The sequence below is a fragment of the Cellulomonas sp. P5_C5 genome (genome assembly GCF_054049655.1).
The window spans coordinates 56,933-70,816 of sequence record NZ_JBFULY010000022.1 but is presented as its reverse complement, the minus strand read 5'-3'; the positions used below and the strand labels follow the sequence as shown (position 1 = coordinate 70,816).

Below are 13,884 nucleotides of genomic sequence, written 5' to 3'. Positions count from 1 at the left end.
GGGTGCTCCCCGAGCACCCCGCCTTTCCCGTCACCAGCTCGTCATCGCTGCCTCGGCAGCCACAGGAGGGAAGACCAACGGTGGTCGACAACATCCCGGTCCACGTGGACCCCGCGCGGCCTGCCGCGCCGACGCTCGAGCAGGTCGCCGAGCGCGCCGGTGTCTCACGCTCAACAGCCTCTCGCGCCATCAACGGCGGTCTGCGCGTGTCTCCCGAGGCCCTCGCCTCGGTCGAGGCCGCGGTGACCGACCTCGGGTACACCCCGAACCGCGCCGCACGCTCCCTGGTCACCAAGCGCACGGACTCGATCGCCCTCGTGGTGCCCGAGCCCGACGAGCGCGTCCTGTCCGACCCCTTCTTCGCGGGGACCCTGAACGGGCTGAGCACCTCGCTCGCGGACTCGGACATGCAGGTCGTGCTCGTCATCGCCCGCCCGGGTGAGAGCGAGCGGACCGTCCGTTACCTGCGCAACGGTCACGTCGACGGGGCGATCGTCGTGTCGCACCACGCGAACGACGAGCTCGACCGTGCGCTGCAGCTGAGCCACGTCCCGAACGTGTTCGTCGGCCGGCCGCTGTCCGCGGACGAGCGGGACGTGCAGTACGTCGACACCGACAATGTCGAGGGTGGCCGGCTCGCCACCCAGCACCTCATCGACCGGGGCTGCCGACGCATCGGGACGATCGCCGGCCCGGCGGACATGTCTGCCGGGATCGACCGGCTCACCGGCTGGCGCCTGGCGATCCACGCCGCCGGGATGTCGGACGACGCCGTGGTGCGCGGGGACTTCACGATGGCGTCGGGCACCATCGCGGCGCGGGAGCTGCTCGCGAAGTTCCCCGACGTCGACGCGATCTTCATCGCGTCCGACCTGATGGCGGCCGGTGCGCTCAGCGTGCTGGCCGAGCACGGCAAGGAGGTGCCCGGCGACATCGCCGTGGTCGGGTACGACAACCTCGGGGTCGCCGCGTCGACCACTCCCCCGCTGACCAGCGTGATCCAGCCGGTCGTCGCCATGGCCCGGGCCGCGGGCGCGCGTCTGCTCGACCAGCTGAACGGCGCACCGCCGTCGCCGCCGCTGATCTTCGCGCCGGAGCTGGTCATCCGCGCGTCGGCGTAGCACTGCGGACGAAGGCCCGGTGGGATGTCCCACCGGGCCTTCGTCGCGTCTCAGCCCGCGCTGGGTGGGACGTGCCCGAACCGGTGCAGCGTCCGGCTCACCGCCTGCTCGCGGACGACCGTGAGCAGCTCCCGCGCTGCGCTGGCGAGCACGGGCCCGTCGAGCACGGTGACCTCACCGACACGGGTCGCGGCCGCGTCGCGCAGGCCGGGCGCCGATCCGATGACGCGCACCCGTCCGGTCACGGCCCCGGAGCGCACCCGTGCGGCGAACGCCTTGTGGGACTCGCCGGACACGTCGCTGACGGTCACCGGCACCCCGGCCGTCCGTGCGGCGTGGCACACCCGGTCGACCTCCCGTGCCGGCGCGTCGGAGCCGGTCCGGACGGTGAGCTGCGGCACCGGCCGGTAGCGCAGGAGGTTCGCCTCGACGCGCAGGCCCGACGGGTCGTGCTCGCGCGTGAGCTCGTCGGCCCACACGCGGGCGTCGTCGGCCTGTGCCCACGCGAGCCAGGCGCCGTCGTCCTGCGGGACGTCGGACGAGTCCTGCCAGCTGCCGATCTGGGCGACGTAGTGAGGTCCGCCCGCCTTGGCGCCGGGACCCACGGTGGAGGCCTTCCACCCGCCGAACGGCTGCCGCTGCACGATCGCGCCGGTGATGTGCCGGTTGACGTACGCGTTGCCCACCTCGACCCGGGTCAGCCAGTGGTCGATCTCGGCCTCGTCGAGCGAGTGCAGCCCACCCGTGAGGCCGAAGGCGACGGCGTTCTGCAGGTCGATCGCCTCATCGAGCGTCTCCACCCGCATGATCCCGAGCACGGGACCGAAGCACTCCGTGGTGTGGAACCACGATCCCGGTGCGACGCCGAACTTCACGCCTGGGCTCCACAGACGGCCCTCGTCGTCCAGCTGGCGGGGCGCGACCAGCCACGACTCCCCCGGGTCGAGCGTGGTCAGGGCGCGCAGGAGCTTGCCGGACGCCGGCTCGGTGAGCGGACCGACGGCCGTTCCCAGGTCGGTCGCGGGGCCGACGCGCAGGGACGCGACGGCGTCGGCGAGCTGGCGGCGCAGCCGGTCGGAGCGGCCCGCGGAGCCGACGAGGATCGCGAGCGACGCCGCCGAGCACTTCTGCCCGGCGTGCCCGAAGGCGGAGCGCACCAGGTCGGCSACSGCGAGGTCSACGTCSGCCGACGCGGTGATGACCAGGGCGTTCTTGCCGGAGGTCTCGGCGAGCACGTCGAGGTCCGACCGCCAGCCGGCGAACAGCTGCGCGGTCTCGATCGAGCCGGTGAGGACCACCCGGGCGACCTCCGGGTGGGTGACGAGCCGGCGCCCGACGTCCCCCTCGGGGCTCAGCACGACAGTGAGGATGCCGGCGGGCGCGCCCGCCTGGTCGAGACCGCGCTGGATCGCCGCCATCGCGACCTGCCCGCACCGCGGCGCCTGCGGAGCAGGCTTGACCAGCACCGGGCTCCCCGCGGCCAGCGAGGCGAGGACCGAGCCGACGGGGATCGCCACCGGGAAGTTCCACGGCGGCGTGACGACCGTGAGCCCGCCGGGCCGGTGCACGGCGCCGGGTACGACGCCGTCGGCGAGCCCGGCCGCGCGGTCGGCGTAGTAGCGGGCGAAGTCGACCGCCTCGCTGACCTCCGGGTCGGCCTCCGCGACCGTCTTGCCGGTCTCGTGGACCATCGTCGCGACGAGGTCCGCCCGCGCGTCCTCCAGCGCGACGGCGACGGCGTGGAGCGCCCTGGCCCGGTCTGCGGGCGGTGTCGCGGCCCACGCGGGGAGCGCCGCGGCGGCGCGGGCGACGACCGTGTCGACCTCGTCGGTCGTGGCGACGGTGACCGCGCCGACGGGCACCGGCACGTCCCGGTCCACCAGCTCCCGGGCCCAGGCACGGGCGGCCGCGACGGCGGGGTCGGTGTCCGGGGTGTTGGCGAAGGGCCCCGCGGCGTCGACGGGCGGGCGCGCCGAGCGGCGGGCCGCGGTCGACGGCTCGTCGCGGTCCCGGAACGCCTCGCGGAACGCCTCCTCCTGGGCATCCATCGCGGCACCCTCCGCGAAGAGCGCGTGCAGGAAGTTCTGGCTCGCCGAGTTCTCCTCGAGGCGCCGCACCAGGTAGGAGATGGCGACGTCGAAGTCGTGCCGCGCGACGACCGGCGTGTACAGGAGCACCGCGCCGACCTCGTCCCGGACCGCACGCGCCTGGGCGGGCGCCATGCCCTGGAGCATCTCGACGTCGAGCGCCTCGCTGACCCCCCGCCGCTGCGCGAGCAGGTGGGCCGCGGCGACGTGGAAGAGGTTGTGGCTGGCGACCCCGACCCGGAGCGCGGCCGTCCGGGCCGGGTCGAGGGACCGGTCGACCAGGCGCAGGTACGCCGCGTCGACCTCGGCCTTGGAGGCGTACGGGGCCTGCGGCCACCCGTGCAGCTCGGCCTCCACCTGCTCCATCGCCAGGTTGGCGCCCTTGACCAGGCGGACCTTGAGGCGGGCACCGCCGGCGGCGCGCCGGGTGGTCGCGATGGCCGTGAGCTCGTCGAGGGCGTCGGCGGCGTCCGGCAGGTAGGCCTGCAGCACGATGCCCGCCTCGGCACCGAGGAGCTCCGGGTCCGACACGAGCCGCTCGAACACCCGCACCGTCAGCGCGAGGTCGCGGTACTCCTCCATGTCGAGGTTGAGGAACGTGCCGTGCCGTGCCGCGGTCAGGTACAGCGGGCGCAGCCGGTCGACGACCCGCTCGACGCTGCCGTCGGTGTCCCAGGTGGACAGCTGGCTGGCCACCGCCGACACCTTGACGGAGACGTAGTCCACGTCGGGCCGCTCGACCAGCGCCGTCACGCGCGCCAGCCGGGCGGCCGCCTCGCGCTCGCCCAGCACGGCCTCGCCGAGCAGGTTGAGGTTGAGCCGGAAGCCCTCCGCCCGGGTCGCGGCCAGGTGCGTGGCCAGGCCGGGGCCGTCGTCGGCGACGAGGTGGCCGACGAGGCTGCGCAGCCGCAGCCGGGCGGCCGGCACCACGACGTCGGGGAGCACGGGCGCGACGAGCGCACCGACCCCGAGCATCGCCCGGTCGACCGGGCCGAGGAAGCCCGCCGCCGCACCCGACGTGAGGCCCGCGAGCTCCCGGGCGGCCACCCGGACGTCCTGCGGACGAGCCACCCGGTCGACGAACCGCACCGCGAGCTCGAGCCCCGCAGGATCCGCGACGAGGGCCGCCAACCGCCCTGTCGTGCGTCGTTCCTTGGCCGTCGGGCCCTCCGCCGTCGCCGAGAGCCAGGACCGGGCCAGCCGGATCGCGTCCTCGGTGACGTCGTCAGTCGTCGACATGCTGCTCCTTCGTCCGCGGGCCGGCCGGGTCGCGGCCGAACCTCGTCGTTCTCGTCGGCCGGGTCCGGCCTGGCCTCAGTCTGGCTGTCAAGGGCCTTCCGTGCGACGTGCGTCGCCCGGATGCCGGTTGACCGCCCGACCGGCAGTCGCCAGGGTGAACCCGTCCGCGCGCCATCGTGCGGATGAGCCGACGCCACCGTCGACCCCGAGGGAACCGCCATGCGCACACCTGCACGCACCCGACGCGCTCTCGTCTCCGTCCTGAGCGCCCTGACTCTCCTCGCCGGTGGCGTCGCCGCCGCCGCGCCGTCCGTCGCCGCGTCGCCCGTCACCACCCCGCCGGTCGCCGCCGACCGCCTCGACCCTGCTCTGCTGGAGGCCCAGCTGGGCACCGGCGCGGTCGTGCGCCCGTTCGCCACGATCGAGAACGAGGAGGAGTTCTGCAAGTGGCTGACGGGGACGTACGTCAACCACCCGACCTACTACACGGTCCGCGTCTACAACTGCCGGCAGACGGACATCTTCGTCAAGCCCGTGTACCTCAACGGCACGTTCGGCACCTGCGTCCTCGTCCCGGCGCGGCACTCGCGGCACCTCGGCGGCTCGGTCGTGAAGCCGATCGACAACGCCCAGATCTGCTGACCGCCCGCACACGCTGCCCGCTGGTCGGACACGCCCGGCTCGCCTGTCGGTCCTCTCGTGATCGGCGGCCGGGTGGTGCCACAGTGAGCACGTGACGGACCTCACAGCGGAGACCCCGCAGCAGACCACGCCCCTCGCCACCGCCAAGGCACAGCTTGCCGGTGCCGTCGAGATCCTCGGCTACACCGAGGGGCTCCATCGCATGCTCGCCACACCCCGGCGCGAGATGAACGTCGCTGTCCCCCTGCGTCGGGACGACGGCGAGATCGAGCTCTTCACCGGGTACCGCGTGCAGCACAACATCTCCCGCGGACCCGGGAAGGGCGGCCTGCGGTACTCGGCCGGCGTCGACGTCGACGAAGTCCGGGCGCTGGCCATGTGGATGACCTGGAAGTGTGCGGTCGTCGACGTGCCGTACGGCGGCGCGAAGGGCGGCGTCACCATCGACCCGCGGCTGTACAGCCAGGCGGAGCTCGAGCGCGTCACCCGGCGCTACACCAGCGAGATCATGCCGATCATCGGCCCCGAGCGGGACATCATGGCGCCGGACATCGGCACCAACGAGCAGACCATGGCGTGGGTCATGGACACGTACTCCGTGAACCTCGGCTACACCATCCCCGCGGTCACGACGGGCAAGCCGCTCGCGGTCGGCGGCTCCCTCGGCCGGGCGACGGCCACGTCGCGGGGCGTCGTGCACGCAGCCGCAGCAGCCCTCGGTGACGCGGGCGTGCAGCTGCGCGAGGTCAGCGCCGCGGTGCAGGGCTTCGGCAAGGTCGGCTCGCACGCCTCCCGCTTCCTGCACGACGCGGGCACCCGCGTGGTCGCGGTCAGCGACGAGCAGGGCGGCGTCATGCACAGCGACGGCCTCGACATCGCCGGCCTCGAGCGGCACGTCGCGGTGACCGGCACCGTGGTCGGCTTCGAGGGTGGCGAGCCGATCGACAACACCGAGCTCCTCGCGCTCGACGTCGACCTGCTCATCCCGGCGGCCGTCGAAGGCGTGCTGGACGCCGAGGCGGCGGGCAGGGTCAAGGCGCGGTGGGTGGTCGAGGCCGCCAACGGTCCGACGACGCACGAGGGCGACCGGATCCTCGCTGAGCGCGGCGTGGTCGTCGTCCCCGACATCCTGGCCAACGCCGGCGGCGTCGTCGTGTCGTACTTCGAGTGGGTGCAGGCCAACCAGGCGTACTGGTGGACCGAGCGCGAGATCGAGGACCGCCTCGAGCACCGCATGGTCACGGCCCACCGGGCGGTCGCCGCGGTGGCGAGCGCCGAGGGGATCTCGCTGCGGGACGCGGCGCTGACCATCGGGGTGCGACGCGTCGCCGAGGCGCACCAGATCCGCGGTCTCTACCCCTGACCCCCGGGAGTACGGAGAGGGGCGCGGGTGTTGCTGACGACGTGACTCGTCGCGACCCTGTGCCCCTGTCCGTGCTCGACACCTCCCCCGTCGCCGTCGGCCAGTCCTCCGGTGACGCCCTCGCCGCGACGACCGCGCTGGCCCGCGCCGCTGACACCGCCGGTTACGCACGGTTCTGGGTGGCCGAGCACCACGCGATGCCGGCGGTCGCCTCGACGTCCCCGGGCGTCCTCCTCGCGCACCTGGCGGCGTCGACGGACCGCATCCGGCTCGGCTCCGGCGGTGTCATGCTGCCGAACCACCCGACGCTGGTCGTCGCGGAGCAGTTCGCGATGCTCGAGGCGCTGCACCCCGGTCGCATCGACCTGGGCATCGGACGGGCGCCCGGTGCGGACCCCATGACCGCGGCAGCGCTGCGGCGCACGGTGGAAGGGCTGGGGGCCGACGACTTCCCGGCAGAGGTGATCGACGTCCTCGCGCTGCTCGGCCAGGACCTCCCCGGCCGGGCGCCGTCGCTGCGGGCGTCGCGGCTGTCGGCCACCCCCGTCGCCACGTCGTCGCCGCAGGTCTGGCTGCTCGGCTCCAGCCTGTTCAGCGCGGAGCTGGCCGGCTCGCTGGGCCTCCCGTTCAGCTACGCCCACCACTTCAACACCGGCCACACCCTCCAGGCCGCCGACGCGTACCGGCGCGCGTTCCGGCCGTCGCCCGTGCTCGACGCACCGCGCCTGATGGTGTCGGCCTCGGTGCTCGTGGCGGACTCCGACGAGGAGGCCGCGTACCTGGCCGGCCCGAGCCGCGTCATGGCGCTCTCGCTGCGGACCGGCCGACCGCTGGGACCGATCGTGTCTCCCGAGGACGCCGCCCGCGAGCTGGCCGCGCTCGACCCGGTGGCGGCCGCCGACTTCTTCGCGCGCGTGCCCGGCACCCAGGTGGCCACCACCGCCGACCGCGCGGTCGACGAGCTCGAGGCGCTGGTCGCACGCACCGGTGCCGACGAGCTCATGATCACCGGGACGGCGTTCGACGTCGCCACCCGTGTGCACACGCTGGAGCAGGTCGCGGCGCGGTGGCCGTCGCAGGTGGTCGCGGCCTGACCGCCGCCATGCGGGCGGTTCTCGCCCCGCACGACGTCGGGCGGCACCGCTCGGCGCGGTCTAGGTCGGCTGGTCTCCGGCGTGCGGGTCGCGCACGAGGCGCGCTCGGACGACGCCGGTGAGCTCGAGCGTGTCCGCGTCGGGCGCCGCCACCGTCGAGGGCTCCCCCAGCAGGCGCAGCACCTGCTGCTCACGGGTCATCGCGTCAGGCGGTCCCGCCATGAGCGTGGACACGACGGGACCGAACGTCAGCGTGTGCGCGTCGAGCAGCCACGTGCCACGCACGCGGTTGACACCCGCCAGCCCGAACACCTGACCGTCCCCGTCGAACGTGAGGAACGGGGTCGCACGTCCGGCACCCTCCAGCTCGGCGCCCTCGAGCTCTGTGAACCGCCAGGTACCCGCAAGATCGACCATCGGTCGATCATGTCACCCGCGCGGCTGGCGGTCCGCCCAGGTCTCCAGCGTGACGCGCGGGCCGGTGTAGAACGGCACCTCCTCGCGCACGTGGAGGCGGGCGTCGGTGGCGCGCAGGTCGCGCATCAGGTCGACGATCCGGTGCAGCTCCTGCGCCTCGAACGCGAGGATCCACTCGTAGTCACCGAGAGCGAAGGCCGAGACCGTGTTGGCGCGCACGTCGGCGTACCCGCGGGCGGCCTGGCCGTGCTCGACGAGCATCCGTCGGCGGTCGTCCTCCGGCAGCACGTACCAGTCGTACGAGCGCACGAACGGGTACACCGTCATGTAGTCGCCGGCGGGCTCGCCCGCGAGGAACGCCGGGACGTGCGACCGGTTGAACTCCGCAGGCCGGTGCAGGCCGACCACGGACCACACGGGCAGCAGGTGCCGGCCCAGGTCGCTGGCCCGCAGCCGCTGGTAGGCGCCCTGCACCTCCTCGACCGTCTCCGCGTGCCACCAGACCATGAGGTCCGCGTCGGCCCGCAGTCCCGCGACGTCGTACCAGCCGCGGACCACCAGACCGTCGTCGGCGACCGCCGCCAGGGCTGCGGTGATGAGCTCGGCGCGCTCGTCATCGTCCTCCGGCAGCACCTCCTCCAGCGCGAAGACGGTCCACATCGTGTACCGGACGGTGGCGTTGAGGGTCTCGGCGTCGTGCGTCATCGCGGGTGCTCCGTGTTCGGGAAGGGTCAGGACCAGGGGTCGGTCGAGCAGGCGGCGGGGATGCCCGTGGCGGACTCGGCGCGCATCTGGCAGCAGCCCGGCCGGCAGACGGAGCGGAACGGCGGCAGGTCCCCGACGGCCGCCTCGGCGACCGGTCGTGCTGCGGCATCGGCGACGACGTCGGTCGTGACCGGGTGGGCGCCGTTCGCATCGGCGTCCCGGGCCAGGGCCGCGCGCTCGAGCACCAGGTCGACGAGCCCGCGCACGAACGGCTCCCGCGTCCCGACGGTGTCGGCGCGCACCGCCACGAGGCCCAGCCCGGCCGCGGTCTCCAGCGCCTCGGTGTCGAGGTCGAACGCGACCTCCATGTGATCGGAGATGAACCCGATCGGCGACAGGACCACGGCCTGCACCCCGTCGGCGGCCAGTGCGGTCAGGTGGTCGTTGACGTCCGGCTCCAGCCACGGCTGGCTGGGCGGACCCGAGCGCGAGCAGTACGCGAGGTCCCAGGTCACCGGCCGCCCGAGGCGCTCCTCGACGGCCGCCGCGACCGTGGCCGCGACGTCGAGGTGCTGCGCGCTGTACGACGCCCCCGAGACCGCCGAGGCCTCCTCCATCGTGTCGGGGATCGAGTGCGTGACGAACACCAGCCGCGCGTCGCGGCCGATCGACTCGAACGCCTCCGTCACCGCGTCCACGTTCGCCTGCACGAAGCCCGGGTGGTTGAAGTAGGACCGCACCTTGTCGACGGCCACCGGGTGCTCGCCCTCCCCGAGCCCGACGTCCACGCCGAGCTCGTCGAGCGAGGCCCAGAGGTTCTCCCGGTACTGGCGGCAGCCCGAGTACGACGAGTACGCGCTGGTGACCAGGGCGACCATCCGGCGAGCGCCGTCCGAGTACGCGGCCGACAGGGCGTCCGTGGTGTACGGCTCCCAGTTGCGGTTGCCCCACACCACCGGCAGCTCGATCCCACGCTGCGCGAGCTCGTCGACGAGCGCCTTCTGCAGCGCCAGGTTCTGGCCGTTGATCGGGCTCGCACCGCCGAAGTGGTGGTAGTGCTCCGCGACGACGGCGAGCCGCTCGTCCGGGATGTTCTTCCCGGCCGTGACGTTGCGCAGGAACGGCAGGACGTCGTCGGGACCGTCCGGACCACCGAACGAGAAGAGCAGCAGCGCGTCGTACGGGGCGACGGGGCTCAGGTCGGTCGAGGACAGCGAGGTGTGCACGGAAGTGTCGGGGGCCACCGCACGATCATCGCACCGGGCCCCCGGCACTCTCGCGGCGAGCAGCCCGACCCGGCCGTGAGATTGTCCGGACGCCTTGTCAGAAAGCCGGTCAGGTGGTGACGAGGGTCTGGATCTCGGCGACGGCGATCTCGTCGGTGTAGGCGATGGTCTGCGGGTCCTCCATCTCGACCTGCACCCCGGGTGCCGCGCTCGACGTCCAGCTTGCCTGCCAGCGGGCGGTCGCGGTCAGCGTCACCGTCGGCAGGCGGTCCGTGACGTCCGGGTCCGCAGACGACCGGATGAACACCAGCACGCACTCGCTCGTGGCGCCCTGCGTCCACGCCGTGCCCGGTGTGCCCAGGCACGTCACGTCCTCGGCGCCGTCGGCCTCGAGGTCCATCGCCGCGAAGCTCGACGTCACCGTCGCCGACAACCCCGGGATCTCCGCGGTCACCTCCACCTGCACCGTCGGGTTGTCCACCCACACCCAGGTCTCCGCCCCGACCAGGGTCGCCCCCGACCCGGCCAGCCGCGGGTTCCACTGCAGAGCCCCCTCGGGCAGGTCCGTCTCCTCGAACGCGATCTGCGCCAACGACTCCGGCGGGATCACCTGCGCGACCGGCACCGGGTCGCTCACCTGGACATAGACCACGTCATGCTCCGCACGGAACGCCCGGTACCCCGTCTGGTACGCCTCGGAGCTGGGGAACCGGTCGGACTCGCACGTCGGGTAGTACCAGTGCCCCTCGGCATCATCCGCGTGCTCCRGGTACCCCGGCCACGGCTCGAACACGTCCTCCGGCGGCAACCGGCGCACCAGCTCGCGGAAGTTCCCGCCCGACGCCCACGCCGCCGCGTACTCCTGGCCCGTCATGAACTGCCGGTAGAAGCACGCCGGCGCCACCCGCACCGTCCGACGACCCGAGCTCACCGACTCCCCACCACCACGGATGCCCGTGCCCCACAGCGCGACACTCACGCCCTCACCGTCAGCAGCCGCCTGCACGCCTGACCCGCTGCCGGGCGGCTCACCGGTCCCACCTCCGGTGCCGCCGCACACGACGATCACGCACGGGACCTCACTCGGTGGCGGCGCTGCCGTTCCTGACGATGACTCTCCTGGCCAGGCGCTCGTCGATGTCGCGGCCGCCCAGCCTGCGACGAGGGCAACGAGGCCAATGACGGCCAGCCGGCCGTGTGCGCTCAGCACGCTTCGCCGGAGTTCTCGATCGTCACCACCTGCCATGGCAGGTCTGGCTCCTTGTGCAGGCCGGCAACGACCTTCAGCGCCATCGCTCCTGCTTCTCCCACCGACTTCACAGTGCCGTCCGCATACGTCACCGTGGCTGCTGTCGGGTCCTGGCACGTCGTGATGGTCGCGCTCGCCGGGTCAGCCACGACGTCGAGGATTCGCACGCGCGTCTCCCCGTTGATCGTCAGGCCCCGGCTGGCGTTCCCGTCGACCTGAGTCTGAACAACGGCCACGACCGCCGGGTTGGCGACCACCGGCATCAGGTCGGAGACAGCGCCTTGTGTGGTGGAGCGCCAGAACTCGACCTCGAACAATGTGTACAGGTCCAACGCAGCGCGGGCGTCCCCGGTGACATCGGGCAGGTTCTCGAACTGGATGCCGAGCGCGGCGTCGGACCGGTCCATCGGACCGGTCGCCGTCGGAGTGGGTGTCGGCGTCGGCGTGGGCGAGGGCGCCGGTGCCGCGCTGGTCGGAGCGGTCGTCGGTGCGGGTTCCTCGCCGGTGCACCCGGCCAGCAGGAGCACGGCCGCGCAGCACAGTGCGGCAGTCGTGCGGATGGTCGGTGGCATGCGTCGGCCTCCTGCTTGTCCGGTTCGTCCCGGTGACGGTAGCGGAGCAGCCCTGTGGACGGGCGCCGCTGTCCACAGGCGGTGGCGCGAGCGCGTGACGGTCCTGCCGCGCCACCGTCCGCACCGTGCGGGGCGACGCCGGCGGTCAGCCCTTGACCGCTCCCCCCAGTCCGGCGCCGCGCAGGAACATGCGCTGGAACACGAGGAACAGCACGATCGGGATCAGGGTGGAGATGGCCAGGGCGGCCATGAGGACGCCCTTGTCGGTGGTCGCCTCGATGGACGGCAGGCGGACGGACAGGGGCTGCAGGTCGGGGTTGCGCAGGACCAGCAGCGGCCAGAGGAAGTCCTTCCACGATGCGATGACGGCGAAGATCGACACGACGCCGAGGATCGGCTTGCTCATCGGCAGCACGATCGACCAGAACAGCCGGTAGGGCCCGGCGCCGTCGACGCGCGCTGCCTCGAAGACCTCGCGCGGGAGGTTGTCGAAGAACCGCTGGACGAGCACCACGTTGAACGCGCTCGCGCCGGCGGGGAGCCAGACGCCCCAGAACGAGTTGACCAGGGACGTGTGGAACACGGGTGTGTCGAGGACCGTCAGGTAGAGCGGCACGAGCAGCACCACGGCGGGGACGAACAGGGTGGCCAGCACGGCTCCCTGGAGCACGCGGGCGTAGCGCGGACGCAGGACCGAGAGCAGGTAGCCGCCGGTCGTCGCGACGAGGATCTGGCTGAACCAGGCACCGGCGGCGAGCACGATCGTGTTCACGAAGTACTTGCTGACCTGCACGTCGTTCCAGGCCTCGCTGAGGTTCGACCACGCGATGCCGTTGGGGAAGATCGCCATGGGGGTGCGCAGGATGTCCTGCGTGGGGGTGACGGCGAACTTGGCGAGCAGCAGGAGCGGGCCGACGCACCAGACGACGAGCAGGATCAGCAGCAGCCAGTGGCTGGTGCCGAGCGACCATTTCACCGACGGGCGGCGCCAGTCGGAGACGGAGACCGCGCTGCGGTCGTCGCCGTCGTCGGAGGAGGTGGCCTTGCGCGCACGGCGCGCGCGGGTGGCACTGACCAGCTCGGCGCCGGGTACCACCGGAACCTCACCGGGGATGGTGCCGAGCACGGGCCGCGGCGTCGTGGGCGGGATGGGCGAGGTCGTCGTCACGAGGTGCTCCAACGGCGAGTGAGGCGGAAGTACACGAGGGACATCACGGCGAGGAACAGGGCGAGGAGCAGGCTGAGCGCGGTGGCCTCGCCGTAGTTGCCGCCGAGGCTGTTGCCGAACGCGTAGCGGTAGATGAGCAGCAGGATCGTCACGGTGGCGTTGGCGGGACCACCGCCGGTGAACAGGTAGGGCTCGAGGAAGACCTGCGCGGTCCCGATGACCTGCAGGATCAGCGTGATGAACAGGACCCCGCGCAGCTGCGGCAGGAGCACGTGCCAGACCTTGCGCCAGACACCGGCGCCGTCGACCTCGGCCGCGTCGTACAGCTCGGGCGGGACGGCGGTCAGGGCGGCGAGGTAGATGATCACGGTGCCGCCGGCTGCGGCCCAGGTGGCTTCCAGCACGAGCGACKGCATCGCCATCGTCATGCTCTGCAGCCACGGCTGGGGCGGGATGCCGACCCAGCCGAGGATCGTGTTGAACACGCCCTCGGGCCGCGGGTCGTAGAAGAACTTCCACAGCAGGACGGCCACCACGGGCGGCACGACGACCGGCAGGTAGGCCAGGGCCGAGTAGAGGCCCTTCGCCCGGCGGACCTCCCGCATGAGCACCGCGGCCACCAGCGGGATCGGGTAGCCGAACACGAGCGCGAGCAGCGCGAACCAGAGGGTGTTGCGCGTCGCGACGGGCAGCAGCGGGTCCGCGAACACGTTCTGGAAGTTCTGCAGCCCCACCCAGGACGTCGTGATGAGGTTCGTCTTCTGGAAGCTCATCACGACTGCGCGGACGATCGGCAGCCACGAGAACACACCGAAGATCACGAGCAGGGGCAGGGCGAACACCAGGGCGCTCAGACCGCCGCCGCGCACCCAGGTGAGCGGGGTGCCGCGGCGTCTGCGCAGGACGACGTCGTCCGTGGTCATCGAGGGCCTTCCTCCAGGGGTGCGGTCGGTCGAGCGACGGTGCCCGGCCGGGACGCTCCCCGGCCGGGCACCGTGCGG

Annotated in this window: 12 protein-coding genes; 4 read left to right on the top strand and 8 right to left on the bottom strand. The window is 72.8% G+C overall.

All coding sequences use genetic code 11. The features are described from left to right. Positions 1-80 precede the first annotated feature (80 nt). Positions 81-1,121 (top strand): LacI family DNA-binding transcriptional regulator, encoded by a 1,041-nt coding sequence (locus tag ACXJKF_RS16450; RefSeq protein WP_456788790.1) that lies wholly within the window; start codon positions 81-83, stop codon positions 1,119-1,121. 50 nt (positions 1,122-1,171) lie between these two features. Here the strand turns inward: ACXJKF_RS16450 and ACXJKF_RS16445 are convergent, their stop codons facing one another. After that, positions 1,172-4,447: a bifunctional proline dehydrogenase/L-glutamate gamma-semialdehyde dehydrogenase gene (locus ACXJKF_RS16445; RefSeq protein WP_456788789.1), complete on the bottom strand. Its 3,276-nt coding sequence runs from the start codon at positions 4,445-4,447 to the stop codon at positions 1,172-1,174. 219 nt (positions 4,448-4,666) lie between these two features. Between ACXJKF_RS16445 and ACXJKF_RS16440 the strand changes: the two genes are divergently transcribed. The 3 genes from ACXJKF_RS16440 (at position 4,667) to ACXJKF_RS16430 (ending at position 7,546) form a co-directional block, all read left to right on the top strand. Further along, entirely contained in the window at positions 4,667-5,089 is a 423-nt protein-coding gene (locus ACXJKF_RS16440; RefSeq protein WP_456788788.1) for a hypothetical protein, read from the top strand. Between the two features lie 91 nt (positions 5,090-5,180). Further along, complete coding sequence (locus ACXJKF_RS16435) at positions 5,181-6,452, top strand: Glu/Leu/Phe/Val family dehydrogenase (protein ID WP_456788787.1); 1,272 nt, start codon at positions 5,181-5,183, stop codon at positions 6,450-6,452. 41 nt (positions 6,453-6,493) lie between these two features. Continuing rightward, a complete protein-coding gene (locus ACXJKF_RS16430; protein WP_456788786.1) occupies positions 6,494-7,546 on the top strand; it encodes an LLM class flavin-dependent oxidoreductase in 1,053 nt (350 codons plus the stop codon). Between the two features lie 60 nt (positions 7,547-7,606). Here the strand turns inward: ACXJKF_RS16430 and ACXJKF_RS16425 are convergent, their stop codons facing one another. The 7 genes from ACXJKF_RS16425 to ACXJKF_RS16395 all read right to left on the bottom strand — a co-directional run bounded on the left by ACXJKF_RS16425 (position 7,607) and on the right by ACXJKF_RS16395 (position 13,806). Then, complete coding sequence (locus ACXJKF_RS16425) at positions 7,607-7,963, bottom strand: META domain-containing protein (protein ID WP_456788785.1); 357 nt, start codon at positions 7,961-7,963, stop codon at positions 7,607-7,609. A gap of 12 nt (positions 7,964-7,975) precedes the next feature. Further along, positions 7,976-8,668, bottom strand: coding sequence for a hydrogen peroxide-dependent heme synthase (gene hemQ, locus ACXJKF_RS16420; RefSeq protein WP_456788784.1), 693 nt, complete (start codon positions 8,666-8,668; stop codon positions 7,976-7,978). Between the two features lie 26 nt (positions 8,669-8,694). Next, on the bottom strand, positions 8,695-9,912 hold the full coding sequence (locus tag ACXJKF_RS16415) for a ferrochelatase (protein WP_456788783.1): 1,218 nt from the start codon (positions 9,910-9,912) through the stop codon (positions 8,695-8,697). Positions 9,913-10,003: 91 nt separating this feature from the next. Then, on the bottom strand, positions 10,004-10,873 hold the full coding sequence (locus ACXJKF_RS16410) for a hypothetical protein (RefSeq protein WP_456788782.1): 870 nt from the start codon (positions 10,871-10,873) through the stop codon (positions 10,004-10,006). Between the two features lie 224 nt (positions 10,874-11,097). Beyond that, positions 11,098-11,670: a hypothetical protein gene (locus tag ACXJKF_RS16405; RefSeq protein ID WP_456788781.1), complete on the bottom strand. Its 573-nt coding sequence runs from the start codon at positions 11,668-11,670 to the stop codon at positions 11,098-11,100. Between the two features lie 190 nt (positions 11,671-11,860). Then, positions 11,861-12,883, bottom strand: coding sequence for a carbohydrate ABC transporter permease (locus tag ACXJKF_RS16400; RefSeq protein WP_456788780.1), 1,023 nt, complete (start codon positions 12,881-12,883; stop codon positions 11,861-11,863). Continuing rightward, on the bottom strand, positions 12,880-13,806 hold the full coding sequence (locus ACXJKF_RS16395; RefSeq protein WP_456788779.1) for a carbohydrate ABC transporter permease: 927 nt from the start codon (positions 13,804-13,806) through the stop codon (positions 12,880-12,882). The genes ACXJKF_RS16400 and ACXJKF_RS16395 overlap by 4 nt, the downstream gene beginning before the upstream one ends. Positions 13,807-13,884: the final 78 nt, after the last annotated feature.

Coding starts and splice junctions, on each gene's coding strand:
- ACXJKF_RS16440 (WP_456788788.1), top strand. CDS start 4,667: ATGCGCACACCTGCACGCACCCGACGCGCTCTCGTCTCCGTCCTGAGC.
- hemQ (WP_456788784.1), bottom strand. CDS start 8,668: ATGACGCACGACGCCGAGACCCTCAACGCCACCGTCCGGTACACGATG.
- ACXJKF_RS16425 (WP_456788785.1), bottom strand. CDS start 7,963: ATGGTCGATCTTGCGGGTACCTGGCGGTTCACAGAGCTCGAGGGCGCC.